The organism is Duganella fentianensis (assembly GCF_009857835.1).
GTDB classification, from domain to species: domain Bacteria; phylum Pseudomonadota; class Gammaproteobacteria; order Burkholderiales; family Burkholderiaceae_D; genus Rugamonas; species Rugamonas fentianensis.
In genome coordinates, this window is sequence record NZ_WWCL01000002.1 from 103,567 (window position 1) to 129,540 (window position 25,974).

Consider the following 25,974-nt stretch of genomic DNA (forward strand, 5'->3'; position numbering starts at 1 on the left):
AAGAACTGATATGTCCGAAACGAAGAAAGCTGAAAAAATCACTGCCATCAAAGGCATGAACGACATCCTGCCGACCGACTCGCATCTGTGGCAGCTGTTCGAAAACACCGCCCAGTCGGTGGTGCAAAGCTACGGCTTCCAGCAGATCCGCACTCCTATCGTGGAAAACACCGCGCTGTTCGCGCGCGCCATCGGCGCCGTGACCGACATCGTGGAAAAGGAAATGTATTCCTTCACCGATTCCATGAACGGCGACCAGCTGACGCTGCGCCCTGAAGGTACGGCCGGTGCCGTGCGTGCCGTGATCGAACACAATCTGGTGTACGAAGGCCCGAAACGCCTGTGGTACACGGGCCCGATGTTCCGCCACGAGCGTCCACAGCGCGGCCGCTATCGCCAGTTCTACCAGTTCGGCTGCGAAGCGGTGGGCTTCAGCGGCCCGGACGTGGACGCCGAAATGATCATGATGTGCCGCCGCCTGTGGGATGATCTGGGTCTGGAAAACATCCGTCTGGAACTGAACTCCATCGGTGATGCGGAAGAGCGTGCGCGCCACCGCGTCGACCTGATCGCCTATCTGGAAAAGCACGAAGAGATTCTGGATGCGGAAGCCAAGCGCCGTCTACATTCCAACCCGCTGCGCATACTCGATACCAAGAACCCTGCCATGCAGGAGATGGTCAATCAGGCGCCGAAACTGCTCGACTATCTGGGCGAAGAATCGCTGGCCCATTTCAACGGCGTGCGCAAGATCCTCGACCACAACAACATTCCATACGTGATCAACACCCGTCTGGTGCGCGGTCTGGACTACTATAACCGCACCGTATTCGAATGGGTGACGGACTCGCTGGGTTCGCAGGGCACCGTGTGTGCCGGCGGCCGTTATGATCCGCTCATCGCTTCGTTCGGCGGCAAGCCTACGCCGGCCGTCGGTTTCGCCATGGGCATCGAACGCCTGCTGGAACTGCTGAAAGCTGCCGGCGAGCCGGAACAGCCTGGCCAGTGCGACGTCTACCTCGTGCATCAGGGCGAAGCGGCCCAGCTGCAAGCCTTCGTGCTGGGCGAGCGTCTGCGCGACGCCGGTCTGGATGTGATCATGCACGGTTCCACCGCTGCCGGTGCCGGCAGCTTCAAGTCGCAGATGAAGAAAGCCGATGGCAGCGGTGCTGCTTTCGCCGTCATCATCGGTGAAGACGAAGTGGCTAACCATACGGCAGCAGTCAAATCCATGCGCGCTGCCGAAGGCGAGCAGCAGCAGAGCACCGTACCGTTCGACGAGGTGGTAGATTTCGTAGTGGACCAGATCACCGAAAGCGGCGATCATCACCACCACGTACATGACGAGAACTGCAATCACTGATAGCGCGAGTGCAGCTTCATTTTGAATAACTCTTACAACTAGCAGACACACTGACATGGCATACGATCTCGAAGAACAAGAACAAATTGCGTCCCTTAAAGCATGGTGGGAAAAGTACGGCAATCTGACCTCGTGGGTGGTGATCGCCGGTCTGGCAGCGTATTCCGGTTACAACGGCTGGAACTACTACCAGCGTAATCAGGCCACCCAGGCTGCGGCCCTGTATGACGAGCTGACTTCGGCCGTCGATGCCAAAGACAACGCCAAGGTGCTGCGCGCTGCCGGCGACATGGAAAGCAAATTCGGTAGCACCACCTATGCGCCTATGAGCGCGCTGGTGGCCGCCAAGAGCAGCTTCGATGCCAGCGACGTGAAATCGGCCAAGGCCCAGCTGCAATGGGCGATCGAGCATGGTGGCGACGAGTTCAAGGCGGTGGCCAAAGTGCGTCTGGCCGGCGTGCTGCTGGATGAAAAAGCTTACGACGAAGCGCTGAAAGTACTGGCCGGCGAAGTGCCAGCCCAGTTCGCAGCCGCTGTAGCCGACCGCAAGGGCGACATTCTGGTAGCCCAGAACAAGCTGGCAGAGGCCCGTGCGGCCTATCAGGCTGCACTGGATGCCAGCGACAAGAAGGCACCCGGCCGCCAGCTGATCCAGCTGAAATTTGAAGCCATCGGCGGCGCCGTGCCAGCCGCTAAAGACGCAGCTTAATATTTTGGCGCCGCCAGCCTGGCTGCGGCGCTTTCCGATCAAGGTTGAAATATGCGTATTACCGAAAAAGTTATTACTGCAAGCTTGCTGGCGACGTTGGCCGGTTGTTCCTTGTTCTCGTCGAAAGATACCAAGGTTCAGCCAGCAGCACTGGTGGACCTGAAGGGTGGCGTAACGCCGCGCACCGTATGGAAATACTCGCTCGGTAAAGCCGGCAATGCCGTGTTCACGCCGGCACTGGTGGGCGACAGCCTGTATGTGGCCGATGGCGACGGCGTGCTGGCACGTCTGAACGCGGCCAGCGGCAAGGAGCAGTGGCGCGTCAAGACCGGCACCGATCTGACGGCGGGTGTAGGCAGTGATGGCGAGGTAGTGGCAGTGGGTGGTGTCAAGGGTGCTATCCTTGCCTATGACGCCAGCGGCAAGCAGCTGTGGAAAGCCCAGGCGACCAGCGAAGTGCTGTCCTCGCCCGTAGTCGGCGGCGGCATGGTGGTAGTGCGCAGCGTCGACAACCAGATCACGGCCTTCGATGCCAAGAGTGGCGCCAAGCGCTGGAGCGTGGCCCGTACCACGCCGGCTCTGACGCTGCGTAACGCACCGGGCATGGTGATCAACGGCGCTAACGTGTATGTGGCCCAGCCGGGCGGCAAGCTGCTGGTGCTGGTGCTGGCCACCGGCCTGCAGCGCTACGAAGTGGTGGTGGGCGAGCCACGCGGCGCGACTGAACTGGAACGTGTTACGGACATCGCCGGCACACCGGTGATCTTCGAAAAAGATGTGTGTGCTGTATCGTATCAGGGCCGTGTGGCCTGCTTTGATGCGCTGACCGGTGCTCCGCACTGGAGCAAGCCGGCATCGTCCGATGTGGGCGTGACGGTCGATCAGCGCTTTGTATTCGTCTCCGACGACAAAGGTGAAGTTGCCGCCTACAGCCGTGAAAACGGCAGCAACGCCTGGAAGAACGACAAACTGTCCTATCGCCGCCTGTCGACCCCTGTGTCGTACGGCCGTGCCGTGGCAGTGGGTGACTTCCAGGGTTATGTCCATCTGCTCTCGCGGGAAGATGGCGCATTTATAGGTCGCGCCGCGACCGATGGCAGCCCGATCCAAGCGGACCCTGTCATCGCTGGCGCGAATTTGATTTTCCAAACCCAATCAGGGACAGTGACTGCACTCGCAGTCGAGTAAAAAATGAAGCCGGTAATCGCACTAGTGGGTCGACCCAATGTAGGGAAATCGACCTTGTTTAATCGTCTGACCCGCTCGCGCGATGCGCTGGTGGCGGACTTGCCTGGGTTGACGCGCGATCGTCACTATGGCGAGGGCCGTGTCGGCGAACGTCCCTTCCTCGTCATCGACACGGGTGGTTTCGAACCCGTGGCCAAGGAAGGCATCATGTATCAGATGGCGCTGCAGACCAAGCAGGCTGTGGCCGAAGCCGACGTGGTCGTGTTTCTGGTCGACGGCCGTCAGGGCCTGACACCGCACGATAAAACCATTACCGACTTCCTGCGCAAGAGCGGTCGTCCGGTGATGCTGGTGGTGAATAAATCGGAAGGCATGCGCTATACCAGCGTGGTGGCCGACTTCTACGAACTGGGTCTGGGCGAACCGTATTCGATCTCGTCGGCGCATGGCGACGGCGTGGCCGATCTGGTGCAGGAAGCGCTGGATCTGGCGTTTGCCCAGCGTCCGGAAGATCCGGAAGAACTGGAAAAAGACGAACGCGGTATCAAGATCGCGCTGGTCGGTCGTCCTAACGTGGGCAAGTCCACCCTGATCAATACGCTGGTGGGCGAAGAGCGCGTGATCGCTTTCGACATGCCGGGTACGACGCGCGATTCGATCGAGATTCCGTTCGAGCGCGATGGCAGGCAGTACACCCTGATCGACACGGCTGGTATCCGCCGCCGCGGCAAGGTGTTCGAAGCGATCGAGAAGTTCTCGGTGGTGAAGACGCTGCAGTCGATTTCCGAAGCCAACGTGGTGGTGCTGCTGCTGGACGCCCAGCAGGACATCTCCGAGCAGGATGCCCACATCGCCGGCTTCGTGCTGGAGACTGGCCGTGCGCTGGTGGTAGCCGTCAACAAGTGGGACGGTCTGCGCAGCGATGAGCGCGACGAAATCAAGATCGATATCGACCGCAAGCTGGACTTCCTGTCGTTCGCCAAGACCCACTTCATTTCGGCCTTGCGCGCACAGGGCATAGGCCCGCTGATGAAATCCGTCGATGCCGCTTATGCTGCAGCGATGTCGGACCTGTCCACGCCTAAGCTGACGCGCGCGCTGATCGAAGCCGTCGAGAAGCAGGAACCACGCCGCAAGGGCGGCATCCGTCCCAAGCTGCGTTATGCCCACCAGGGCGGTATGAACCCGCCTGTGATCGTGATTCACGGCAATGCACTGGATGCAGTGGGCGAGCCTTACAAGCGCTATCTGGAAAAGCATTTCCGCGATACTTTCGCGCTGGTAGGCACGCCGCTGCGCATCGAACTGCGTACCGGTAAGAACCCGTTTGCCAAGACGGCAGCGAAATAAGGCATTTTTAAGGACTTTTTTTGCTGTACATAACTGCAAAAAAAGTCAAAACAGGTTACAGTGGCTTAGAAGCACCATTCTTCCTTCGGCGAGCGGTGTTTCAGCGGAAATCATTTGACTTTCGTTGAGCCACGTACTTGAAATTAAGCGTTTCGCCTCCAAATCCGAACACAACAACACAAAAATGGAGCTGTTATGAGCAACAAAGGGCAACTGTTACAAGACCCATTCCTCAATGCCTTGCGTAAAGAGCATGTGCCTGTTTCGATCTATCTGGTCAACGGCATCAAGCTGCAAGGTCACATCGAATCCTTCGACCAATACGTTGTGCTGCTGCGCAATACTGTGACGCAAATGGTGTACAAGCACGCCATTTCGACCGTGGTGCCAGCCCGCGCCGTCAACCTCAGCGTTGATGCGGACGCGGAATAAGCGTTTGCCTTACCGCTACATCTTCTAGCCTGACCGTATGCGTGCAGCTTTAGTTGGTATCGATTTCGGTCAGGGCGACTTTGCCGCCAGCGTCGAGGAACTGCAGTTACTGGCCCGTTCGGCCGGTGCAGAACCGATTACGACGATCACGGCCAAGCGGGCGGCGCCTGATGCCGCCTATTTCGTCGGCAGCGGCAAGGCCGACGAAATCGCTATGGCGGTGCAGGATCACCGCATCGAAATCGTCATTTTCAATCATGCGCTGTCGCCTGCCCAGCAGCGCAATCTGGAAAAGCGCCTGAATATCCGGGTGCTGGACCGCACCAGCCTGATTCTCGATATCTTTGCCCAGCGTGCCGCTTCCCACGAAGGTAAGCTGCAGGTGGAACTGGCCCAGCTCCAGCATCTGGCCACGCGCCTGATTCGCGGCTGGACCCACCTGGAACGCCAGAAGGGCGGTATCGGTCTGCGCGGTCCCGGTGAAACCCAGCTGGAAACCGACCGCCGTCTGATCGGAGAGCGGGTCAAAGCCTTGCGTGCCCGTCTGGGCAAGCTGCGCAAGCAGCATGAAACCCAGCGCCGTTCGCGCGGCCGCAGCCAGACTTTCTCCGTCTCGCTGGTGGGGTACACCAATGCCGGCAAATCCACCCTGTTCAATGCTGTCACCAAGGCCGGTGTGTATGTGGCCGACCAGTTGTTTGCTACGCTGGATACCACTTCGCGCCGCGTCTACATGGGACAGGAAGTGGGCAATGTGGTGATCTCCGATACGGTGGGCTTTGTGCGCGAACTGCCGCACCAGCTGGTGGCCGCGTTCCGCGCCACGCTGGAAGAAACTATCCACGCCGATCTGCTGCTGCATGTGGTCGATGCATCCTCGCCCGTACGCATGGAGCAGATCGAGCAGGTCAATCTGGTGCTCAAGGAAATCGGTGCCGACCATATTCCGCAGATTCTGGTGTGGAACAAGATCGATGCGGCCGAGCTGGAGCCTTCGGTCGAGCGCGATGAATATGATAAGATTTCCCGCGTTTTCCTCAGTGCCCGCACGGGCGCCGGACTGGATCTGCTGCGCGGTGCTATCGTCGAATGGGCCATGAGTGCGCCCGGCGCGCGCCTGAACCAGTCGTATGCAGTTGATGAAGAAGAGCTGGCGGATGACGCTGAACTAGCCGATGACGCCGAAGCAGCCGAAAGCAGTCCCACCCTCACTCAAGTTGGATCACACTGATGCGTGTCTCCTCGATATTCAAACGTCTCGGCCTGAAAGCCAATCTGAACGACCCGCGCTGGGGTTCGGATCAGCAGGACGGCAAGCCGCAAGCCAATGAAGGCAAAAAGCCGGGCGAAGGCCCGCCCGATATGGAACAGCTGTGGCGCGATTTCAATCAGCGCCTGAACAGCATGTTCGGCCAGAAGAACCGTCCAGACGGTGGCAATGGCGGCGTGCCGCCTAGCCGTCCCGATGCGGGCGGCCTGCGTGCCACGGCCGGTGCGGTAGCCGTGGTGGCGGCCCTGATCTGGCTGGCCAGCGGTTCCTTCATCGTGCAGGAAGGCCAGACCGGCGTGGTCTACACCTTCGGCAAGATCAGCCACACCACCGGTGCGGGTTTTAACTGGCGCTGGCCGTATCCGTTCCAGAGCGACGAAGTGGTCAGAGTGTCGCAGATGCGGGTGGTGGAAATCGGCTATCGCGGCAATATCAAGAACAAGCAGGCGCGCGAATCGCTGATGCTGACGGACGATGAAAACATCATCGATATCCAGTTCGCCGTGCAGTTCAAGCTGAAGGACCCGGTGGCATGGCTGCTGAATAACCGCGACGAAGAAGATACCGTGCGTCAGGTTGCCGAGACCTCGATCCGCGAAATCGTCGGCAAGAACAAGATGGACTTCGTGCTGTACGAAGGCCGCGACAAGGTGGCGCTGGAAACCCAGCAGCTGATGCAGCAGATTCTCGACCGCTACGCTTCCGGCGTGCTGATCTCGAATGTTACCCTGCAGGCCGTGCAGCCGCCCGAGCAGGTGCAGGTAGCCTTCGATGACGCCGTGCGCGCAGGGCAGGACCGCGAGCGCCAGAAGAACGAAGGTCAGGCCTATGCCAACGATGTGATTCCTAAGGCCCACGGTACGGCATCGCGCCTGCTGCAGGAAGCCGAAGGTTATCGCTCGATGGTGGTGGAAAATGCTACCGGTAACGCAGCCCGCTTCAAGCAGGTACTGGCCGAGTACCAGAAAGCACCGGCCGTCACGCGCGACCGCATGTATCTGGACACCATGCAGCAGATTTACTCGAGCACCAGCAAGGTGATGGTGGACGCCAAGTCGGGCAGCAATCTGCTCTACCTGCCGCTCGACAAGCTGATTGCGCAGGCTGCGGCGACCGATGCTGCCGCCAGCGCCAGTGCCGCCAAGCCGGCTGCCATCAGCAGCGCCGGCAGCAGCGAGACCATGCAGACGGTGGAAGTGAACCGTCCGCGCGATCCGCGTTCGCGCGAAGCCTTACGTGACCGGGAGAGCCGTTAATGAATCGTATAGCCAGTTTCCTCGTGGCGGCTTTCGTCGCTTTCCTGCTGCTGTCGTCCACCGTGTTCGTGGTCGATCAGCGCAAGTATGCGATCGTGTTCGCGCTGGGCCAGATCAAGGAAGTGATCCGCGAGCCGGGCCTGCACTTCAAGCTGCCGCCGCCATTCCAGAACGTGCTGTTCCTCGACAACCGCATCATGACCATCGAATCGCCTGATGCCGAGCGTTTCATCACGGCCGAGAAGATGAATATTCTGGTCGACAGCTTCGTCAAATGGCGTATCGGCCGTGCCGATGGCCAGCCCAAGCTGTACTACGTCACCTTCAATGGCGACGAGAACCGTGCGCGTGACCGCATGTCGCAGATTATCAAGGCTGCCCTGAACGAAGAAATCACCAAGCGTACCGTGGGCGAAGTGATCTCCGGCCAGCGCGGCAAGGTGATGGAAGGCATACGCACCAAGGTGGTGGCGGAAGCGGCCCAGATCGGCGTCGAGATTATCGACGTGCGTCTGAAGCGGGTCGAGTATGTCGAGCAGATTAATAACTCGGTGTATGACCGTATGAAGGCCGAGCGTCTGCGCGTGGCCAATGAACTGCGTTCGACCGGTTCGGCCGATTCGGAAAAAATCCGTGCCGATGCCGAGCGTCAGCGTTCGGTGATTCTGGCCGAGGCCTACCGTGACGCCGAGCAGATCAAGGGTGAGGGCGATGCCAAGGCATCGGCCATCTACGCTGAAGCCTTCGGCAAGAACCCCGAGTTCTACAAGTTCTACCGCAGTCTGGAAGCCTACCGCGCCACCTTCAAGAACCACGGCGACGTGATGGTGATGGATAGCAGCTCGGACTTCTTCAAATACTTCAAAGGCACGGGCGCAGCTCCGGCCGCTGCTGCTGCCGGCGGCAAGAAGTAAAGTCACAACCCTGCCGGGCTGCCAGATGGCAGTCCGGTAGCGGCGTTTTCAGGTGCTTATACGCATCTTTTCTCGTCTTAAAATCCATTTTCGCGTAAAATATCAGGTTCGGCCTACCGCTTGTCGGTCGCCGTGCGCGCAGTCTATTGCTGCGTATTGCTCTTTATTTAATTAAATATTCCGTACCAGTTCCCCATGCCAAATTGGCTTTTGCCCGAGAATATCGCCGACGTATTGCCGTCGGAAGCACGCAAGATTGAAGAATTGCGTCGTCTGATGCTGGATAACTTCCGTCTGTACGGTTACGAGCTGGTGATGCCACCCATGCTCGAATACCTCGAGTCGCTGCTGACGGGCGCGGGCGAAGATACCGATCTGCGCACCTTCAAGCTGGTGGATCAGCTGTCGGGCCGCATGCTGGGCCTGCGCGCCGACATGACCACCCAGGTAGCGCGCATCGATGCCCACCTGCTGAACCGCGCCTCCGTCACCCGTCTGTGCTACGCCGGCAGCGTACTGCATACCCGTCCATCGGGCCTGCACGCTACCCGCGAGCCGCTCCAGATCGGTGCCGAGATCTACGGCCATGCGGGGCTGGAAGCGGATGCGGAAATTCAGGAACTGGCGCTGGCTTCGCTGGCTCTGGCCGGTTTCACCAGCGCCCGTCTGGACCTCAGCCATGTCGGCGTGCTGCGCGCCATCACCGAGGGTGATGCTGCGGCCACGCGCGATGCGGCGCAGATCGTGCAACTGCTGCGCGCCAAGGATGTGCCGGGCCTGCAGGCGCTGACGCGTGACTACACGCCGGTGGTGCGCGACGCGCTGCTGGCCCTGCCTAGCCTGTACGGCAGCGTGGAAGTGCTGGGGCGTGCGCGCGCAGTGCTGCCGGACCTGCCCGGTATCAGCAAGGCGCTGGCCGAACTGGCCGCGCTGGCAGCATCGGCACTGGGCCGGGCCGAAGTGGCCATCGATCTGGCCGACCTGCGCGGTTATCAGTATGAAAGCGGTGCGATGTTTGCACTGTACGTGCCCGGCCTGCCGAATGCGGTGGCGCGCGGTGGCCGTTATGATCACGTCGGCGAGGCGTTTGGCCGGGCACGTCCCGCCACCGGCTTCTCGCTCGATTTGCGCGAACTGGCGCGTCTGTTGCCCACGGCGGAACGTAAGCATTCGATCCGTGCACCATGGGGCAATGCGCCGGAATTGAAGGAAAAAATCGCCGAGCTGCGCAAGTCCGGCGAAGTGGTGATCCAGAGTTTGCCGGGTCACAGCAACGAACTGGACGAGTTCGAGTGCGATCGCGCGCTGGTGCTCGACGATAATGGTAGTAACTGGATTCTTAAAAACTTAGGTTAGTGTGATGTCAAATAAAAACGCAAAAAACGTCGTCGTCATCGGCACCCAATGGGGCGATGAAGGTAAAGGCAAGATCGTCGACTGGTTGACCGATCATGCACAGGGTGTGGTCCGCTTCCAGGGCGGTCACAACGCCGGCCATACGCTGGTGATCGGCGGCGTCAAGACTGCGCTGCAACTGATCCCTTCGGGCATCATGCGTCCGGGCGTGGCCTGCTACATCGGTAACGGTGTGGTGGTGTCGGTGCCGGATGTACTGCGCGAAATCGACAAGCTGGAAAAAGTCGGCGTGGAAGTGGCATCGCGTCTGAAAGTGTCGGATGCAGCGCCAGTGATTCTGCCGTACCACTCGGCACTGGATCTGGCCCGTGAAGCGGCCCGTGGCGCTGCCAAGATCGGCACCACCGGCAAGGGCATCGGCCCGGCCTATGAAGATAAAGTGGCCCGTCGCGCGATTCGCGTGGCCGACCTGCTGAACGAAAAACGCTTCGCTGAAAAGCTGGCGGAAAATCTGGACTACCACAACTTCGTGCTGGAAAACTATCTGAAAGCACCGAAGGTCGAGTACCAGAAAACTCTGGACGACGCGCTGGCCTATGTGCCGCGTCTGCGTCCTATGGTGACCGACGTGTCGAGCGCCCTGTACGCTGCCCACAAAGCCGGTTCCAACCTGCTGTTCGAAGGCGCGCAAGGCTCGCTGCTGGACGTCGACCACGGCACCTATCCGTTCGTTACCTCGTCCAACTGCGTAGCCGGTAATGCCGCTGCCGGTGCCGGCGTGGGTCCGAACATGCTGCACTACATCATGGGTATCACCAAGGCCTACACCACCCGCGTGGGTTCCGGTCCGTTCCCTTCGGAACTGCCTACCGATGCCGGCGTGGGCCACCATCTGGCGCAAGTGGGCCACGAGTTCGGCACCGTGACGGGCCGTGCCCGCCGCTGCGGCTGGTTCGATGCCGCGCTGCTGCGTCGCTCGGTACAGATCAACGGCGTGACGGGCATGTGCCTGACCAAGCTGGACGTGCTGGATGGTCTGGAAACCCTGAAGCTGTGCACCGGCTACACCATCGACGGCGTGGCCGTGGATATCTTCCCGTCCGGCGCGGAAGAGGCAGCGCGTTGCGTGCCAGTGTACGAAGAAATGCCGGGCTGGAAGGAAAGCACCGTGGGCGCCAAGACCCTCGAAGCGCTGCCAGCCACCGCCCGTGCCTACATCAAACGTATCGAAGAGTTGGTCGGCGTGCCGGTCGACATGGTATCGACCGGTCCTGATCGTGAAGAAACGATCGTACTGCGTCATCCGTTCGAGTAATCAAGGAAGACCTTATGAACAACCCACAATCGAATGAAAAACACCTCTGGGTCAGCTGGGATGAATACCACCGTCTGATCGAGCGTCTGGCACTGAAAGTCCATGAATCGGGCTGGAAGTTTGACCAGGTGCTGTGTCTGGCGCGCGGCGGCGTGCGTCCGGGCGATGTGTTCTCGCGTATTTTTGATGTGCCGCTGGCCATCCTGTCGACCAGCTCCTACCGTGAAGAAGCGGGCACCGTGCGCGGTGATCTGGACATCGCCAAATACATGACGATGACCAAGGGCCCGCTGAGCGGCCGCATCCTGCTGGTGGACGATCTGGCCGATTCCGGCGTAACGCTGGTAAAAGTCATGAAGCACCTGCAGGAAAACTTCCCCGGCGTGACCGAAGTGCGTTCGGCCGTGATCTGGACCAAGGGTTGCTCGGTGTTCAAGCCGGACTACCAGATGGAAGAACTGCCGCACAATCCGTGGATCCATCAGCCGTTCGAAGACTACGATGGCCTGCGTCCGCACCAGCTGGCAGCGTGGATCAAAAAGGGCGAGAGCGCCGAGTAATAGCAGCCTTGCGCTCTAGGCAAAAAAACGACCTGCGGGTCGTTTTTTTGTTATTGCACCATGTTAACTTGCGCTATTGCGCTGATACAATCCGAAGCGTATCAGGGATATCCGCCACATGCACGACCTATGCGACCGCCACCATGACCCAGAATTTTTTCCAGACCTTTATCCTGTTGTTGCTGGTTACCGATCCTTTCGGCAATGTGCCGCTGTTCGCCAGTGTGCTCAATCCGGTACCGGTGGCGCGCCGTCCCCGCATCGTGATCCGTGAATGTGCCATCGCCTTTGTGCTGCTGCTGATCTTTATGTTCTTCGGCCGCCACTTCCTGACGGCCTTGCAGCTGTCCGAAGTCTCCTTGCGCATAGGCGGGAGCGTGATTCTGCTGCTGATTTCTATCCGCATGATCTTTCCTCATCCCGATGGGGTGCTGGGCCGCACCGAAGGCGGCGAGCCCTTCATTGTGCCGCTGGCGATACCGGCGCTGGCCGGACCGTCGGCGCTGGCCACGGTGCTGCTGTTTTCGCGCGAAAGCACGGGCGAGGTGCTGGTGCACGTGGCAGCGCTGGCCGCTGTCGGGCTGGTCTGGCTGGCGGTCTTCCTCAGCGCAGAAAAGCTGCAGAAGGTGCTGGGGCCGCAGGTGATGACGGCGTTCGAGCGGTTGATGGGCCTGATTCTGACGGCGATGTCGATAGAAATGCTGTTGGGCGGCATACGCGAATTCGTTAAGTCGCTCTAGGCGGCGAGACAGGTGCTTGACGCCTGTCTTTTTTACTTCTATATTTAGATAACTATCTAATTAGATTGGTATCTAATGAATTCCGCCAACAGTGCCTTCAAAGCCATCGCCGACCCTGCACGCCGCGAGATTCTGCGTCTGCTGCGCCAGGGCGAGATGACGGCTGGCGATCTGGCCTGCCACTTCGACATGAGCAAGCCCACCATGTCGCACCATTTCGCCGTGCTGGCGGATGCGGACCTGATTACGCGCCGGCGCGAAGGCCAGACCATCTGGTACGGTTTGAATACCACCGTATTGCAGGATGTGCTGGCATGGATGCTGGATCTGGCGGGTGATCTGCCTAGCGAGAGGAAACCATGAAGCCACGTGCCGTTCTGCTGTGTTTGCTGATGATTGTTGTCATGAGCGTCGTCACCGCCTACCTGTATCCGCGCCTGCCAGCGACGCTGCCCATGCACTGGAATGCTGCCGGGCAGGTGGATGGTTACGGGCCGCGCTGGCAGATCTGGCTGCTGGGGCCGGGCGCCATGGGCGCCTTGCTGCTGCTGGGTGTGGCGTTACCGTGGCTGTCGCCGCGCCAGTTTGAAGTGCAGGCATCAGGCGCCACCTATGGCTATCTGATGACGCTGCCGGTAGCGCTGATGGCCTGCGTCGAGGCACTGGTACTCGGTGCTGCACTGGGCGTGCCGCTGGAAATCGGCCGCATCGCACCGGCACTGGGCTGTGTTGCACTCATCCTGACCGGCAACCCTATGGGCAAGGTCCGGCGCAATTTCTACATGGGCATACGCACGCCGTAGACGCTGGCCAGCGAGCGCGTGTGGTATGCCACCCACCGGCTGGCGGGCCGCCTGATGGTGGGGAGTGGCGTACTGGGCTTGCTGCTGCTGGCAGCGGGCGCACCGCACTGGCTGTTGCTGCTGGCACTGGTGGCCTGGGTGCCGCTGGCAGTGCTGTATTCGCTGTTGTACTACAAACGTCTTCCTCATTGATACGGAGCGCACCATGAAGCTATTGCTGTCCTTGCTGTTGTTATCGTCCTCCGCTCTGGCGGCCTCGGTGCCGGTGGCGCTGGAAGTGGGCGGCGCGGCCGTGTATGGCACCGAACTGACGCCGGACGGCGTGCAGGGCAAGGTGCCGGTCGTGTTGCTGCATGCGGGCTCGGGGCCGACTGACCGCGATGGCAATAACCATTTGCTACCGGGACCGAATGACGCGCTGAAATTACTGGCCGAAGGTCTGGCAAGACACGGCATCGCTTCGGTGCGCTATGACAAGCGCGGCATCGCCGCCAGTGCCAATCCGCGCTGGCGCGAACAGGAGCTACGCTTCGATGACTATATTGCCGACGCGGCCGCATGGGCCGCCCGTTTGCGTGCCGATGCGCGCTTCTCGCGCGTGATCCTGATCGGTCACAGCGAAGGGGCGCAGATCGTGGCGGAAGCCTGTGCCATTGCCAAGGCCGATGGCTGCGTGCTGCTGGCTGGTGCCGGCCATCCGGCCGATGAACTGCTGCGCGAACAACTGGCCAAGCAGTTGCCGCCGCCACTGCTGGCAGAAAACGAGCGCATACTGGCGGCCTTGAAACAGGGGCAGGCCGTGGCCGATGTGCCGGCGCCGTTGCAGGCCTTGTACCACGCCTCGGTGCAGCCATATCTGATCTCGTGGCTGCAGCACGATCCGCGCAAGGCGGTGGCAGGCTTGAACATGCCCGTACTGATCGTGCAGGGTACGTCCGATGTGCAGGTGCCCGTCAGCGAGGCGCAGGCGCTGGCGGCAGCCGCGCCGCGCGCCCGCCTGCAAGTCATCGACGGCATGAACCATCTGCTGAAGATGGTCGGCACGGATGCCGAGTTACAGCGCAAATCCTATGGCAGCCCGGACTTGCCGGTGGCGCCCCAGTTGCTCGACAGCGTGTACAGCTTTATCGACCAGCTGGCGCGCTAGGGCAGGGGATACGCCGGCCTAGCCCGGCGTATCGGCGCCCGGTGCGCCGAACAGCTGCTGCTTGAGCACATGCAGCTGGTCGCGCACCTGCGCGGCTTTTTCGAATTCCAGATTCTTGGCGTGATCGAGCATGGCTTTTTCCAGCCGCTTGATTTCCTTGCTGATCTGCTTCTCGCTCATCGCCTCGTACTTGGCCGTCTGCTGCGCCACTTCCAGTTCTTCCGTGACCTGCTCAGGGCTGTACACGCCGTCTATCATGTCCTTGATGACTTTGTGTACGCCGCGCGGCACGATGCCGTTGGCTTGGTTGAAGGCGATCTGCTTGGCGCGGCGCCGTTCCGTTTCGCCGATGGCGCGTTCCATCGAATCCGTCATGCGGTCGGCATACAGCAGGGCTACACCATTGAGGTTACGGGCGGCGCGGCCTATGGTCTGGATCAGCGAACGCTCGGAACGCAGGAAGCCTTCCTTGTCGGCGTCGAGGATGGCCACCAGCGATACTTCCGGCAAGTCCAGCCCTTCGCGCAGCAGGTTGATCCCCACCAGCACATCGAAGGTGCCGATGCGCAGGTCGCGCAGCAGCTCCACCCGCTCCACCGTTTCGATATCGCTGTGCAGATAGCGCACCTTGATGCCGTGGTCGCCCAGATATTCGGTCAGCTGCTCCGACATGCGCTTGGTCAGGGTCGTCACCAGCACGCGTTCGTTACGCTCCACCCGCAGGGTGATCTCCGACATCAGATCATCCACCTGCGACAGGGCAGGGCGCACGATCACTTGCGGATCGACCAGACCGGTAGGGCGCACCACCTGTTCCACTACCTGATCGGCGTGAGTCTTTTCGTAGTCGGCCGGGGTGGCGGAAACGAAGATGGTCTGACGCATCTTCTGCTCGAATTCCTCGAACTTGAGCGGGCGGTTGTCCAGCGCCGAGGGCAGGCGGAAACCGTAGTCCACCAGATTGGTCTTGCGCGAGCGGTCGCCGTTGTACATGGCGCTGAGCTGGCCCACCAGCACGTGCGATTCGTCGAGGAACATCAGCGCATCCTTGGGCAGGTAATCGACCAGCGTAGGCGGCGGTTCGCCCGGCAGGGCGCCGCTCAGGTGGCGCGAATAGTTTTCGATGCCCTTGGTGAAGCCGATCTCGGCCATCATTTCCAGATCGAAGCGGGTGCGCTGTTCCAGCCGCTGTTCTTCGATCAGCTTGTTCTCGCGGCGGAAGAAGTCCAGCCGTTCGCGCAGCTCATCCTTGATGGTTTCGATCGCGCGCAGCACGGTGGAGCGCGGCGTAACGTAGTGCGAACCGGGATACACGGTAAAGCGTGGAATCTTCTGCTTGACGCGCCCCGTCAGCGGGTCGAACAGCTGGATCGATTCCAGTTCATCGTCGAACAGGTCCAGCCGCACGGCCAGTTCCGCATTCTCTGCCGGGAAAATGTCCAGCGTGTCGCCCCGTACGCGGAAGGTGCCGCGGCCGAAATCGACTTCGTTGCGGGTGTACTGCATCTGGATCAGGCGGGCGATGATGTCGCGCTGCGAGACGCGGTCCTTGGCGCGCAGCGTCAGGATCATCTGGTGGTATTCGGTGGGGTTACCGATACCGTAGATGGCCGAAACCGTCGCCACGATCACCACATCGCGCCGCTCCATCAGCGACTTGGTGCAGGATAGCCGCATTTGCTCGATGTGTTCGTTGATCGAGGAATCCTTCTCGATGAACAGGTCGCGCTGGGGCACATAGGCTTCCGGCTGGTAGTAATCGTAGTAAGAAACGAAATACTCGACCGCATTTTCGGGGAAGAATTCGCGGAACTCCGAATACAGCTGGGCCGCCAGCGTTTTGTTGGGTGCAAACACGATGGCCGGTCGTCCCATACGGGCGATCACATTGGCCATGGTGTAGGTTTTGCCGGAACCCGTAACGCCCAGCAGGGTCTGATAGAACAGGCCGTCGTTAATGCCTTCGCATAGCTGGTCTATGGCCGTGGGCTGGTCGCCCGCAGGCGGGAAGGGTTGGTGCAGGCGGAACGGCGAGTCCGGAAAAGTAACAACCGTTGCCTTTGTGGAGTTATCTGTCGCGTTTTCTGCGGGTAAATCAGCCATCGTGTACCGACCTTTGTTAAAATAATGGCCTGCCAGCGGCCTGAAGCAGTTTTTTGGGGCGCGCTGTCTACCTTCAACCGCAGTGAACCGCTTCCAATCGAATCGAATCTTATCATGACGAATCCTAGCTTGTTCAGCGCCATCGACATGGCCCCACGTGACCCAATTCTGGGTATCACCGAAGCATTTAACGCCGACCAAAATCCAGCCAAAATCAATCTGGGTGTGGGTGTCTATTATGACGACAATGGCAAAGTGCCGCTGCTGTCGTGCGTGCAGAAAGCCGAGGAAATTCTGATCGCTGCACCAGCGCCGCGTACCTACCTGCCGATCGAAGGTCTGGCAGCTTACGACAAGGCTGTGCAGGAGCTGGTATTCGGTGCCGACAGCGCCGTGGTGCAGGAAAAACGTGCGGTTACCGTGCAGGCCATCGGCGGCACCGGCGCACTGAAAATCGGTGCCGACTTCCTCAAGCGCTTCGCTCCGGATGCGCAGGTCTACATCAGCGATCCTAGCTGGGAAAACCACCGCGCGCTGTTCGAGAGCGCCGGTTTCACTGTCAACAACTACGCTTACTATGACGCAGCCACCCACGGTGTGAACTTCGCCGGCATGCTGGCTGCACTGAAAGCCATGCCGCGCGGTTCCATCGTGCTGCTGCACGCCTGCTGCCACAACCCGACCGGCGCCGATCTGAGCTCGACCCAGTGGGATGAAGTGATCGCCGCCGTGACTGCTGGCGGTCTGGTACCGTTCCTCGACATGGCCTATCAGGGCTTTGGCGCCGGTATCGCTGAAGACGGCGCTGTAGTACGCCGTTTCGCTGCCGCCGGCGGTCCGCTGCTGGTATCGAACTCCTTCTCCAAATCGTTCTCGCTGTACGGCGAGCGCGTGGGTGCCCTGAGCGTAGTTGCCGCCAGCAGCGAAGAAGCGGCCCGCCTGATGTCGCAACTGAAGCGCGTGGTGCGTACCAACTACTCCAACCCGCCTGTGCACGGCGGTAAAGTGGTGGCGACCGTGCTGACCACACCGGAACTGCGCCAGATGTGGGAAGACGAGCTGGCTGGGATGCGCGTACGTATCAAGGAAATGCGTGAAGCGTTTGTGGCCAAACTGAAAGCCAAAGCGCCGGCCCATGATTTCGCTTTCGTGCGCGATCAGGTTGGCATGTTCTCGTACTCGGGCCTGAGCAAGGCACAAGTCGAGCAGCTGCGCGCTTCCTCGATCTACGCCGTGGATACCGGCCGTATCTGTGTTGCAGCACTGAACTCGCGCAACATCGATATCGTGATTGACGCCATCGCAAAAGTGCTTTAAGATCTTGCTTCTTCGGTTGCGTCGCACGATGCAGCCGATGAGCAGCAGATTGTAGTGTTAAAAATTACTTCGATAGCAAGCTTGTCGAAATGATCTAAACAGTATAGAATGTTGCCGCAATTCCCTGATAGCTCAGTCGGTAGAGCGACGGACTGTTAATCCGCAGGTCCCTGGTTCGAGTCCAGGTCGGGGAGCCAGAATATTGAAAAGCCCATGTATGCACGCGTGCTACATGGGCTTTTTTCATAGTGGACTGGTGTCGTGGTGACTGCGTTCCGCTCCGAGCGCGCGATAAAAAAATTAGGCAAAATCCGAATAGGCAGTTATAATTCTGCCCTCAATTCCCTGATAGCTCAGTCGGTAGAGCGACGGACTGTTAATCCGCAGGTCCCTGGTTCGAGTCCAGGTCGGGGAGCCAGAATACAAGCGGCCCCGCGAGCAATCGCGGGGCCGTTTTCGTTTGCGTATTACCCAGTTGGGAAATATCCCCCCCCCGATTCGCTTACGCCACGAAGAGCAGTGTCTCCCTTTCGTCTCCGCTTTGCCAGCTCAACACGCGGAGCCTTTCCCAGCGTTAGCCTGCGATTGGCCACGAGGCCGGCATCCAATGGAACTCGTCCGGAGGTATCTCGAACGCGGAAGGCTTGGGTAATTGTGCGCGATATGTGACCTCCAGCTTTTGGGAAACAAGTTCGACGTTCGCTGGTCCGCTAGCTTGGCCGACGACGACGTGGTAGGTGGGCGTATGGGCCGCCGAGAACAACCGTATTTCGGCGACCACGAAGCACAGCTCGTCGTCGCCGAACAGGTTGCTCCTGAGCGAGTATCCGATGCCAGGTTCTGGCGCTTCGATGCTGGCTCGCGCGCCAATTATGTGTGACAGGTTCTTTTCCGCGCCGAGTATGTACGGCAGGCAGAGTGCATCAAAGTCGCCTGGGTCAAGTGAGGTCAATATTTGGCAATAACCGATCTTCGCCAGCATCCTGGCAAAGCTGGTGGGAAGGTGCCTGAATTGCGCAGTCACCCGCCCCGGATGCTCGCGATGAAGTGCGGTCAGTCGGGCGTCATCAACTACGGCTTGTAGAGACCAGGCTGCCGAGCTATCGACGGCGTTGGACTGGCCCAGCAGAAGGCCCGCGCGTCCCATCTGGTAAAAAATGAAGACGCCGGGGTAGCGGCCCATGGGAATCGGCAGGTCAGGCGCCATCCCGCTGGGGTCTTTGAGCAACTGACGGGTTTTGCGCTCTTTTTTTCTTCTGGTGGGGGCTCCGTAACTAGCCCTCGCATCGCCCCATAAATCCCTTGTCACGTCTTGCTCGAACAGCTTGGTTATGTCCGCACACTTATTGCAGCTAGCGTTCTGAAGTACGTGCTTGCCGCCAAGCGAATACGGGACAACATGCTCATCGGTCAGCGCGACAGCGCTGTTGCCGCAATATATACAGCACGTTTTGGGTGGGTACTTTGCGGGGCCGTGAACCATCGTTGTTTGTATGCGGGTCTATTTTGTGGGGAAGGGCAAGTGTGGTCGCGACTGTCGAAAATAAATTTGGTGAAATTGTATTTTACAGCTATAGTTGCGGCCGCATTTCCCTGATAGCTCAGTCGGTAGAGCGACGGACTGTTAATCCGCAGGTCCCTGGTTCGAGTCCAGGTCGGGGAGCCAGAATATCCCAAAGTCCCATGTGTGCCATGCATCGCTTCATTGCGTTGTAGTGCTGCATGGGGCTTTTTGCTGTTTCGTCCAGTTTCGTATTTGTTTTGTCGAGTTGTGATTATGCCGCCTAGTTGGTCCGTTATCCGTCATTCCTTATTGCCCAATGAACCGCGTGTCGTTGACGGAGATCGGCAGAATCTGTTGACGGACACCTATTTACTACCGTTCCTGTCTGAACTGGAGATTTTCTTTCTCGAGCTACGTGCCGCAATTGATTGTCAACTAGCTACTACGCTAGCACCTAAAAAAGGTAAGCCTTATCCCTTGGGGCAATGTTTGGAAATAACCGTCGCAGTTCAGCAGCTGCTTAGTACATTTGACCCAGTTACACTCAAAAGTCCGCAAGCCAAGACAGGCTACTCCGCCTATCGGGCGTTCCGTCGGGCGGGCGGCGATATGCGACAGGTATGGGGCGATTTACGTGGCGAGTTCTTTCAAAACGCTTTTCAGCTGGGTAGTCTGTATCTGGACGTATCGAACGATACGGTTACTCCGACTAAGCCTAAAGTCGAATTAATTCCATTTGCCGACGCTCGCTTTGTGGCGATACGTGATTTTGAGCATTTTAGTCAAATCGCTCGAAAATACTGGGACGTAGAAGTCTATCCGAATCACGTACTGCCGGAATTGGCACCCTATATGCCTTTGCTCTGCTGCTATCGAGATGGCCAGTTGATGTTGGGGGTGGCGACGGCATATATGGTGTCGCTGACGCAGACTAATCGTCTATATCCCAGCGAACAGGTGTTGGCAGCTCCTGCCATGCCTGTGACCATATTTCAGCGGGCGAGAGAGGCGTTATTCGGGAGCAAGGTCTGGGATCTGGCGGAGAATCCCGAGCGAGGGCGTTTATTGGCCTTGCAGACCTGCCGGCGATTGCGCCGCAAAGACGTGGCGACGCAACTCCGTCATGTAAATCAGATCGTACTGACCGGGACGCGCGTGAATCAGCAGCTGGAGCTTGCTACCAGGGGCAGTGTAACTCGCATGAAGAATCAACATACTGAAGGAGTTAGCAACTTGAGCAGTGCAGAATTTATTGCAGTCGACGGAGTACAGTATGCATTGGCGGCACTCTCCGAGCCGGCGCGCCAGCAATTGCAGATGCTGCAGATGAGCGAGCAGCGCCTGCAGGAGCTGCAGCGCGATCTGGCCATTACCCAGACTGCCCGCAATGCTTATCTGCAAGCGCTGAAAGAACTACTGCCGCAGCCCTGAAGCGGGTGCCGGGTTGCCATCCACTCTGGGCGGAAACAGGAAGTACTCGGGGTGGCGCCGTATCATCTCCGCCGTTTCGGGCGAGAGCAGGGGATTGGCGAGCTGGAAGATCAGGCGATTTTTCATGTTCTTGGAAAGCAGGGTCTTGCTCCAGCGCCTGTCGAACATGGCGTCGAAGCTGCCATCGGCCAGCATGCGGTTCAGGCCGCTTTCTATGCGTGCGGCCAGTGCCGTCTTGTTCGGTGCGACAAAGAAAAATACGGGCGCCGGATACACCAGTGCCAGGTTCTTTTCGACCATCAAATCAACATCGCTGTGCTTGCGTAACTCGTCATCGATTTCATTGATGCCGAGCGGTATGGCGTCAAAGCGGTGGGCCTGCAGCATGGGGTAAAGCGTATCGTAGGACGAGGACGTTACCGTATTCAGTCCGGCCGCTTGCTGAATGGTGGTGTCGGGCCAGTCGTGCCCTTGTCCGAAGCGGAAATCACGGCGCAGATCATCCAGCGTACGTACCCGCGCGAAGCGGCTGGCCGATTCGGGGCGGATGGCGAGCAGGCGCTGTCCTAGCAAGCCTTTGAGCAGGGGAATGCGGATCACGATGACGCCCTGTTCGCGCGTCTTCGAGGTCATGCTCCAGTAGACATCGAGCTTCTGATTGTTGCGCAGCTGGGTGAACGCCCGGTCCTGCGTCATATGCGTTTCCAGCCAGTGCAGATGGTCCGGCGTAGTGCCTGGCGATCTGGCCAGCGCTGCTTGCAGCAGTTCCACGATATACGGCGCCCATGGTTCGCGGTCGTTGGAGCGGGGGATGTAGATGTCTTCCGCGCCGGCAGGCATATGCAGGCCAAGCAGGCTGATGCATAGGATTAGCGAGAGCAATTTGTACAGGTGTATGTGCATGCAGGGACGGGATCAGAGGGGCGTCAGGCCGGGCAAACCACGTCCAGCGCCTGTCTGCGCATGGCTGTGACGGGCGAGAGGACGAGAACGAAGCAGGGCGGTCGCATGGTGTCGCGGGTTTGCTGACGATAGCTTTAATTGTCCTGCTGGAAATCACAATGGCGCAATGAAAATTTTTTAAAATGCGTTGCGGACGTTGCCTTCATGCCCCTGTTGCCCCGGTTTCGCACCATAAACGCACGGTTTTGCGCGATTCAGGTAGACGGAAATCTTGCGCGTGGGTATTCTGAAACCTATTTCTGAACAGTAGAGACTGCTGCCAGCGAGATTTTGTAGAAAATAAATAGAGGTAGAACATGATTGGGGAAAACAAGGATGTTGTGTACGGCACCGAAGACTTGTTGATGAGTCTGTGCAATTCGGTGATCCGTGTCTTGAATGTCGCTACCCAGAGCAAAGTGAATTACTCGGGCATGGTGCAACGGATTACCAAAATCGGCCTGAAACCCGATATCGGTTGCTTTGTGCTGTTTGATGGCGGGTTTACCGGGCTGGTTGTGCTGAATTTTGCTGCCGATACGGCGATGGAGATCTATGAGCGCTATATGCTGCACATGGGGATGCCTAAATCGGAGCTGGCGGTATCGCATACCTCGGACGAGGTGTCCAACATCATGGGCGAGCTGATGAACCAGATCGTCGGCGACTTTACCGGCAAGGTGCGGCGCGAGCTGCAGACCAATATCACCCAGAACCAGCCGAAAATGCTGGTGCTGAACAAGCAGGTGATGCTGAGCGTGGATACGCCGCTGGACCGGCCGGAAATGCGCCGTGTCACCTTCTACACGGAGAAGAGCAATATCTTCTATCTGGAGCTGGCCATAGACCGCACCGAATTTATCCGCCTGCATGATTTCGATTCCAGTGAAGTAGCCGATCCCGATGCGCTGATGGAGCAGGAGCGCGACAATCATGCGGCCAGCAGCGCGCCTGGCCAGTCTGATGAAGAGGCCGCGAACGAGGAGCTACTGCGCTCTTTAGGCATGTAACTGCCCGCATTTATCAAAAACAGCAAAGCAGCTGTGGCATTTATGTCACAGCTGCTTTTTTTATATCGGGCGCGCCGGCGCTATTTCTACGCAGCCTAAGCCAGGGTGACCCGCGATTATTCAGCACTCCGGCAGGTTAGGCCAAATTTCTAACAGTAAATGACATTGCTGTCATATTGCGCTTGCAATACACGGTATCAATGAAAGAAAATACTGCCCTTCCGCAAGCCGGTGCATTCTAGCCAACGTTGTACGGTTCAGCCTCCGCTTGTGCTGCCACGGTCACGTCAGATGACTGGACAGAGTCAAATAAAGAGAGAACAGGAGACACTGTTTTTAACTCTTTGCATTACCACTCATCGGGAAATTGAATGATCAAACTGTCGAAGATGCACAAGCGCCTGCTGGCGCTGAGCGCCGTTATGCCTATCGGTTCCGCCCTGGCCCAGAACGCTAGCGAACCACAACTGGAAACCGTAACCGTGACGGCGCAGCGCCGCGCCGAAAACATCAAGGATGTGCCGGTTTCCGTCACCCTGCTGAAAGATGAAAAACTCGACGTGCTGGTTTCCGGCGGTCAGGATATCCGTCTGCTGGCCGGTAAAGTACCATCGCTGAACGTGGAATCGTCCAACGGCCGTACCTTCCCGCGTTTCTACATCCGCGGCTACGGCAACACCGACTTCTCCACCTTCGCTTCGCAGCCAGTATCGCTGGTGTATGACGACGTGGTGCAGGAAAACGGCATTCTGAAAGGCTTCCCTATCTTCGACGTGGCTGGTGTAGAAGTTCTGCGCGGCCCGCAAGGCACCCTGTTCGGCCGCAACACCCCGGCCGGCGTGGTCAAGTTTGAATCGGAAAAGCCGAACACCAAGAAAGTCGAAGGCTATTACAACGTGTCGTGGGCGACCCACAATACTGTGAATCTGGAAGGCGCTGCCAACGTGCCGCTGTCGAACGAGTGGGCCATGCGCGTATCGACCCTGCGCCAGCACCGCGACAACTTCGTCGACAATACCTTTACCAAGCAGGACGACGTGCTGGAAGGCTACAACGAACACGCCGAGCGCGTGCAGTTCCTGTACACGCCGAGCACCACCTTCAGCGCGTTGTTCAACGTGCACGCCCGTAGCACCACTGGTAGTGCCCGTCTGTTCCGTGCCAACATCATCAAGAAGGGTACCAACGACTTCGCTGATGGTTACGACTTCACCAAGCTCAATACCAATGGTCTGAACGGCCAGAACCTGCGCACCAATGGCGCCAATGCCCGCCTGACCTGGGACCTGGGCTCGGTCAAACTGTTCTCCGTCACCGGCTACGAAGGTGTGGACGAGTACTACAGCCGCGGCGATATCGACGGCGGCACGCCGACCGGTCCGGGCTTCATTCCGTTCCAGGTACAGACCGGTGGAGGCCTGAGCTGGCTGCACCAGTACAGCCAGGAATTCCGCGTCGAATCGAAGAATGCTGGCCCGCTGAACTGGCAGAGCGGCGTGTACTTCTTCAAGGAAAGCGGCGAAGGCTATAGCAACAACTACGACAGCAATACCCAGGCGCAAACCTCGCACCTGCAGAGCCACCAGAACAACACCGCTTCCGCGCTGTTCGGTTCGGTGACCTACGATCTGTCGGATAGCGTGGTGCTGCGCGGCGGCCTGCGTTATACCCAGGACAAGAAGGACTTCCGTACTGTAGAAGCCATCAACGTCACCCAGATCGGTCCTAAGTCGGTCGATGAGAGCAAGCACAAGACCAACTGGGATCTGAGCGCCACCTACAAACTGAGCCAAGACATCAGCACCTACGCCCGCGTTGCCACCGGCTTCCGTGCACCAAGTATCGCTGCCGCCAGCGCTTCCGTGCCGATTACCGTGGCCGATGCGGAAACCATCACTTCCTACGAAGCCGGTGTGAAGGCTGACCTGTTCAACCGCCGTGCCCGTGCATCGCTGAGCGTGTACAACTACGATGTGAAGAACCAGCAGCTGACCGTAGTGGGCGGTAACTCCAACGTCACCAAACTGATCAACGCTGCCAAGACCACCGGTCGCGGTCTGGAAGCCGACTTCGAAGCTTTCGTGACGCCGGACTTCAAAGTGACGGCTGGCGGTTCGTACAACTTCACCGAAATCAAGGACCCATCGCTGTCCGTGGCCAAGTGCGGTTCGTGCACCGTCACCGATCCGCTGAATGCTGCAGGTCGCGTGATCATCGATGGCAACCCGCTGCCACAGGCACCGAAGTACATCCTGAACGCCACCGCGCGCTACAACTGGGCGCTGGAAAACGGCAACCTGTTCGTGCTGACCGACTGGTCCTACCGCAGCAAGATTAACTTCTTCCTGTACGAAGCCAAAGAGTTCACCGGCAAGCCTATGGTGGAAGGTGGTCTGCGCGTCGGTTATAACTGGGCCGGCGGCAAGTATGAGGTGGCTGGCTATGCACGTAACATCACCAACACCGAGCGCATTATCGGCGCCATCGACTTCAATAACCTGACCGGCTTCGTCAACGAACCACGTCAGTTCGGTGTGCAGTTCAAGGGCAGCTTCTGATTTTTCAGAAAATTACCCTCTAGCCTAGACAGCTAGAAATTGGCCGTATATAATGCGGCCTCTTTTCCCTGATAGCTCAGTCGGTAGAGCGACGGACTGTTAATCCGCAGGTCCCTGGTTCGAGTCCAGGTCGGGGAGCCAGAACACTGAAAAGCCCAGCCCTTACCGGCTGGGCTTTTTGCTTTTCAGCGCAGGAATAGCTGGGCGGCGATGCCGACGATGAGCGCTATCGTGGTCAGCTGGGTGGCGATCATCCATTTGGCAAGCTGGTCAATCTTGGCATCCAGTTGATCCATTCTTGCCTCCATTCGATCCAGCCGCGCTTCCATTCGATCCAGCCTTGCTTCCATTCGATCCAACCTGGAATCTTGTCGATCTAGCCGAATATCCTGATGATCCAGTCTGGCGGTCAAGATCTGTACTTCGTTGACGATACGGTTTTCCAGACGTTGGGCCTCATCTTCGATCTTTTTGCTGAGCACTTTCTCTAGATTGTGCAGACCATCGTGAAATTCCCGCCGCAGTTTTTCTTCCGTCAGCGCAAGCTGTGCCTGCGCAGCTTCAAAACCGCTGCTTACTCTAAGCCCTAATAAGGCATGGTCGCATTGCAGAGCTGTCACTGCTTTCTCCAACTTGGTCAGACGAGGCTCGGGATCATCATACGCTGGTTGGGGCGGTAATTCGTTTGCTGTGGGTTCCATGTGCT

The 25,974-nt window shown here is 58.8% G+C and carries 24 protein-coding genes, 4 tRNA genes and 1 pseudogene; 24 read left to right on the forward strand and 5 right to left on the reverse strand.

The features are described from left to right. Positions 1-10: 10 nt before the first annotated feature. From hisS to GTP23_RS08350, 16 genes are all read left to right on the forward strand, one after another. Entirely contained in the window at positions 11-1,363 is a 1,353-nt protein-coding gene (gene hisS, locus GTP23_RS08280; protein ID WP_161034766.1) for a histidine--tRNA ligase, read from the forward strand. A 55-nt stretch (positions 1,364-1,418) separates the two neighbouring features. After that, complete coding sequence (locus tag GTP23_RS08285) at positions 1,419-2,072, forward strand: YfgM family protein (protein WP_161034767.1); 654 nt, start codon at positions 1,419-1,421, stop codon at positions 2,070-2,072. Between the two features lie 51 nt (positions 2,073-2,123). Further along, positions 2,124-3,260 (forward strand): outer membrane protein assembly factor BamB, encoded by a 1,137-nt coding sequence (gene bamB, locus GTP23_RS08290; protein ID WP_161034768.1) that lies wholly within the window; start codon positions 2,124-2,126, stop codon positions 3,258-3,260. A gap of 3 nt (positions 3,261-3,263) precedes the next feature. Beyond that, positions 3,264-4,610, forward strand: a complete 1,347-nt coding sequence (gene der, locus GTP23_RS08295) for a ribosome biogenesis GTPase Der (protein ID WP_161034769.1) — start codon at positions 3,264-3,266, stop codon at positions 4,608-4,610. Between the two features lie 195 nt (positions 4,611-4,805). Continuing rightward, positions 4,806-5,042 (forward strand): RNA chaperone Hfq, encoded by a 237-nt coding sequence (gene hfq, locus GTP23_RS08300; RefSeq protein ID WP_155434878.1) that lies wholly within the window; start codon positions 4,806-4,808, stop codon positions 5,040-5,042. Between the two features lie 37 nt (positions 5,043-5,079). Then, positions 5,080-6,273, forward strand: coding sequence for a GTPase HflX (gene hflX, locus GTP23_RS08305; protein ID WP_161034770.1), 1,194 nt, complete (start codon positions 5,080-5,082; stop codon positions 6,271-6,273). Further along, positions 6,273-7,568: an FtsH protease activity modulator HflK gene (gene hflK, locus GTP23_RS08310; protein ID WP_161034771.1), complete on the forward strand. Its 1,296-nt coding sequence runs from the start codon at positions 6,273-6,275 to the stop codon at positions 7,566-7,568. Before hflX ends, hflK begins: the two co-directional genes overlap by 1 nt. Then, a complete protein-coding gene (hflC, locus tag GTP23_RS08315; RefSeq protein WP_161034772.1) occupies positions 7,568-8,482 on the forward strand; it encodes a protease modulator HflC in 915 nt (304 codons plus the stop codon). Before hflK ends, hflC begins: the two co-directional genes overlap by 1 nt. Before the next feature lie 195 nt (positions 8,483-8,677). Beyond that, complete coding sequence (locus GTP23_RS08320; protein WP_161034773.1) at positions 8,678-9,838, forward strand: ATP phosphoribosyltransferase regulatory subunit; 1,161 nt, start codon at positions 8,678-8,680, stop codon at positions 9,836-9,838. Positions 9,839-9,842: 4 nt separating this feature from the next. Beyond that, positions 9,843-11,153, forward strand: a complete 1,311-nt coding sequence (locus GTP23_RS08325; RefSeq protein ID WP_155434883.1) for an adenylosuccinate synthase — start codon at positions 9,843-9,845, stop codon at positions 11,151-11,153. A 14-nt stretch (positions 11,154-11,167) separates the two neighbouring features. Then, positions 11,168-11,713, forward strand: a complete 546-nt coding sequence (locus tag GTP23_RS08330) for a phosphoribosyltransferase (RefSeq protein WP_155434884.1) — start codon at positions 11,168-11,170, stop codon at positions 11,711-11,713. Positions 11,714-11,856: 143 nt separating this feature from the next. Continuing rightward, complete coding sequence (locus GTP23_RS08335; protein ID WP_161034774.1) at positions 11,857-12,453, forward strand: MarC family protein; 597 nt, start codon at positions 11,857-11,859, stop codon at positions 12,451-12,453. A 75-nt stretch (positions 12,454-12,528) separates the two neighbouring features. Continuing rightward, positions 12,529-12,816, forward strand: coding sequence for an autorepressor SdpR family transcription factor (locus tag GTP23_RS08340; RefSeq protein ID WP_161034775.1), 288 nt, complete (start codon positions 12,529-12,531; stop codon positions 12,814-12,816). Continuing rightward, positions 12,813-13,256 (forward strand): DUF1648 domain-containing protein, encoded by a 444-nt coding sequence (locus GTP23_RS08345; protein ID WP_229256010.1) that lies wholly within the window; start codon positions 12,813-12,815, stop codon positions 13,254-13,256. Before GTP23_RS08340 ends, GTP23_RS08345 begins: the two co-directional genes overlap by 4 nt. Before the next feature lie 3 nt (positions 13,257-13,259). Continuing rightward, on the forward strand, positions 13,260-13,448 hold the full coding sequence (locus GTP23_RS22730) for an SdpI family protein (RefSeq protein ID WP_267874501.1): 189 nt from the start codon (positions 13,260-13,262) through the stop codon (positions 13,446-13,448). 13 nt (positions 13,449-13,461) lie between these two features. Then, a complete protein-coding gene (locus GTP23_RS08350) occupies positions 13,462-14,403 on the forward strand; it encodes an alpha/beta hydrolase (protein WP_161034776.1) in 942 nt (313 codons plus the stop codon). A gap of 18 nt (positions 14,404-14,421) precedes the next feature. Here the strand turns inward: GTP23_RS08350 and uvrB are convergent, their stop codons facing one another. Continuing rightward, positions 14,422-16,506 (reverse strand): excinuclease ABC subunit UvrB, encoded by a 2,085-nt coding sequence (gene uvrB / locus GTP23_RS08355; RefSeq protein WP_161034777.1) that lies wholly within the window; start codon positions 16,504-16,506, stop codon positions 14,422-14,424. 114 nt (positions 16,507-16,620) lie between these two features. On the opposite strand from uvrB, the gene GTP23_RS08360 reads away from it, so the two are divergent. The 3 genes from GTP23_RS08360 (at position 16,621) to GTP23_RS08370 (ending at position 18,241) form a co-directional block, all read left to right on the forward strand. After that, positions 16,621-17,823, forward strand: coding sequence for an amino acid aminotransferase (locus tag GTP23_RS08360; RefSeq protein WP_202412098.1), 1,203 nt, complete (start codon positions 16,621-16,623; stop codon positions 17,821-17,823). A 121-nt stretch (positions 17,824-17,944) separates the two neighbouring features. Next, positions 17,945-18,020, forward strand: a tRNA-Asn gene (locus GTP23_RS08365). Between the two features lie 145 nt (positions 18,021-18,165). Next, positions 18,166-18,241: transfer RNA gene (locus tag GTP23_RS08370), tRNA-Asn, on the forward strand. Positions 18,242-18,397: 156 nt separating this feature from the next. On the opposite strand, the gene GTP23_RS08375 is transcribed toward GTP23_RS08370, so the two are convergent. Beyond that, complete coding sequence (locus GTP23_RS08375) at positions 18,398-19,030, reverse strand: hypothetical protein (RefSeq protein ID WP_229256011.1); 633 nt, start codon at positions 19,028-19,030, stop codon at positions 18,398-18,400. A gap of 135 nt (positions 19,031-19,165) precedes the next feature. Continuing rightward, positions 19,166-19,306 (reverse strand): annotated as a pseudogene (locus GTP23_RS23075) (HNH endonuclease); the annotation flags it as partial. A 107-nt stretch (positions 19,307-19,413) separates the two neighbouring features. On the opposite strand from GTP23_RS23075, the gene GTP23_RS08380 reads away from it, so the two are divergent. Both GTP23_RS08380 and GTP23_RS22585 read left to right on the forward strand, forming a co-directional pair. Further along, positions 19,414-19,489: transfer RNA gene (locus tag GTP23_RS08380), tRNA-Asn, on the forward strand. A gap of 192 nt (positions 19,490-19,681) precedes the next feature. Beyond that, the gene (locus GTP23_RS22585) at positions 19,682-20,758 is read left to right on the forward strand and encodes a DUF6447 family protein (protein ID WP_202412100.1); all 1,077 of its coding nucleotides are present in this window, start codon (positions 19,682-19,684) and stop codon (positions 20,756-20,758) included. On the opposite strand, the gene GTP23_RS08390 is transcribed toward GTP23_RS22585, so the two are convergent. Further along, a complete protein-coding gene (locus tag GTP23_RS08390; protein ID WP_161034779.1) occupies positions 20,741-21,598 on the reverse strand; it encodes a substrate-binding periplasmic protein in 858 nt (285 codons plus the stop codon). The two genes, GTP23_RS22585 and GTP23_RS08390, sit on opposite strands and share 18 nt — an antisense overlap. A gap of 419 nt (positions 21,599-22,017) precedes the next feature. Between GTP23_RS08390 and GTP23_RS08395 the strand changes: the two genes are divergently transcribed. The 3 genes from GTP23_RS08395 (at position 22,018) to GTP23_RS08405 (ending at position 25,409) form a co-directional block, all read left to right on the forward strand. Continuing rightward, on the forward strand, positions 22,018-22,710 hold the full coding sequence (locus GTP23_RS08395; protein ID WP_161034780.1) for a DUF3334 family protein: 693 nt from the start codon (positions 22,018-22,020) through the stop codon (positions 22,708-22,710). A gap of 371 nt (positions 22,711-23,081) precedes the next feature. Beyond that, positions 23,082-25,268, forward strand: a complete 2,187-nt coding sequence (locus GTP23_RS08400; RefSeq protein WP_161034781.1) for a TonB-dependent receptor — start codon at positions 23,082-23,084, stop codon at positions 25,266-25,268. Positions 25,269-25,333: 65 nt separating this feature from the next. After that, positions 25,334-25,409: transfer RNA gene (locus tag GTP23_RS08405), tRNA-Asn, on the forward strand. A 44-nt stretch (positions 25,410-25,453) separates the two neighbouring features. On the opposite strand, the gene GTP23_RS08410 is transcribed toward GTP23_RS08405, so the two are convergent. Beyond that, the gene (locus tag GTP23_RS08410) at positions 25,454-25,969 is read right to left on the reverse strand and encodes a hypothetical protein (protein WP_161034782.1); all 516 of its coding nucleotides are present in this window, start codon (positions 25,967-25,969) and stop codon (positions 25,454-25,456) included. Between the last annotated feature and the right edge of the window lie 5 nt (positions 25,970-25,974).

Bases quoted from the DNA above. Each gene is read 5' to 3' on its own strand.
- hisS (WP_161034766.1), top strand. From the start codon at position 11: ATGTCCGAAACGAAGAAAGCTGAAAAAATCACTGCCATCAAAGGCATG.
- GTP23_RS08285 (WP_161034767.1), top strand. From the start codon at position 1,419: ATGGCATACGATCTCGAAGAACAAGAACAAATTGCGTCCCTTAAAGCA.
- bamB (WP_161034768.1), top strand. From the start codon at position 2,124: ATGCGTATTACCGAAAAAGTTATTACTGCAAGCTTGCTGGCGACGTTG.
- der (WP_161034769.1), top strand. From the start codon at position 3,264: ATGAAGCCGGTAATCGCACTAGTGGGTCGACCCAATGTAGGGAAATCG.
- hfq (WP_155434878.1), top strand. From the start codon at position 4,806: ATGAGCAACAAAGGGCAACTGTTACAAGACCCATTCCTCAATGCCTTG.
- hflX (WP_161034770.1), top strand. From the start codon at position 5,080: ATGCGTGCAGCTTTAGTTGGTATCGATTTCGGTCAGGGCGACTTTGCC.
- hflK (WP_161034771.1), top strand. From the start codon at position 6,273: ATGCGTGTCTCCTCGATATTCAAACGTCTCGGCCTGAAAGCCAATCTG.
- hflC (WP_161034772.1), top strand. From the start codon at position 7,568: ATGAATCGTATAGCCAGTTTCCTCGTGGCGGCTTTCGTCGCTTTCCTG.
- GTP23_RS08320 (WP_161034773.1), top strand. From the start codon at position 8,678: ATGCCAAATTGGCTTTTGCCCGAGAATATCGCCGACGTATTGCCGTCG.
- GTP23_RS08325 (WP_155434883.1), top strand. From the start codon at position 9,843: ATGTCAAATAAAAACGCAAAAAACGTCGTCGTCATCGGCACCCAATGG.
- GTP23_RS08330 (WP_155434884.1), top strand. From the start codon at position 11,168: ATGAACAACCCACAATCGAATGAAAAACACCTCTGGGTCAGCTGGGAT.
- GTP23_RS08335 (WP_161034774.1), top strand. From the start codon at position 11,857: ATGACCCAGAATTTTTTCCAGACCTTTATCCTGTTGTTGCTGGTTACC.
- GTP23_RS08340 (WP_161034775.1), top strand. From the start codon at position 12,529: ATGAATTCCGCCAACAGTGCCTTCAAAGCCATCGCCGACCCTGCACGC.
- GTP23_RS08345 (WP_229256010.1), top strand. From the start codon at position 12,813: ATGAAGCCACGTGCCGTTCTGCTGTGTTTGCTGATGATTGTTGTCATG.
- GTP23_RS08350 (WP_161034776.1), top strand. From the start codon at position 13,462: ATGAAGCTATTGCTGTCCTTGCTGTTGTTATCGTCCTCCGCTCTGGCG.
- uvrB (WP_161034777.1), bottom strand. From the start codon at position 16,506: ATGGCTGATTTACCCGCAGAAAACGCGACAGATAACTCCACAAAGGCA.
- GTP23_RS08360 (WP_202412098.1), top strand. From the start codon at position 16,621: ATGACGAATCCTAGCTTGTTCAGCGCCATCGACATGGCCCCACGTGAC.
- GTP23_RS08375 (WP_229256011.1), bottom strand. From the start codon at position 19,030: ATGGCGCCTGACCTGCCGATTCCCATGGGCCGCTACCCCGGCGTCTTC.
- GTP23_RS08390 (WP_161034779.1), bottom strand. From the start codon at position 21,598: ATGCCTGCCGGCGCGGAAGACATCTACATCCCCCGCTCCAACGACCGC.
- GTP23_RS08395 (WP_161034780.1), top strand. From the start codon at position 22,018: ATGATTGGGGAAAACAAGGATGTTGTGTACGGCACCGAAGACTTGTTG.
- GTP23_RS08400 (WP_161034781.1), top strand. From the start codon at position 23,082: ATGATCAAACTGTCGAAGATGCACAAGCGCCTGCTGGCGCTGAGCGCC.
- GTP23_RS08410 (WP_161034782.1), bottom strand. From the start codon at position 25,969: ATGGAACCCACAGCAAACGAATTACCGCCCCAACCAGCGTATGATGAT.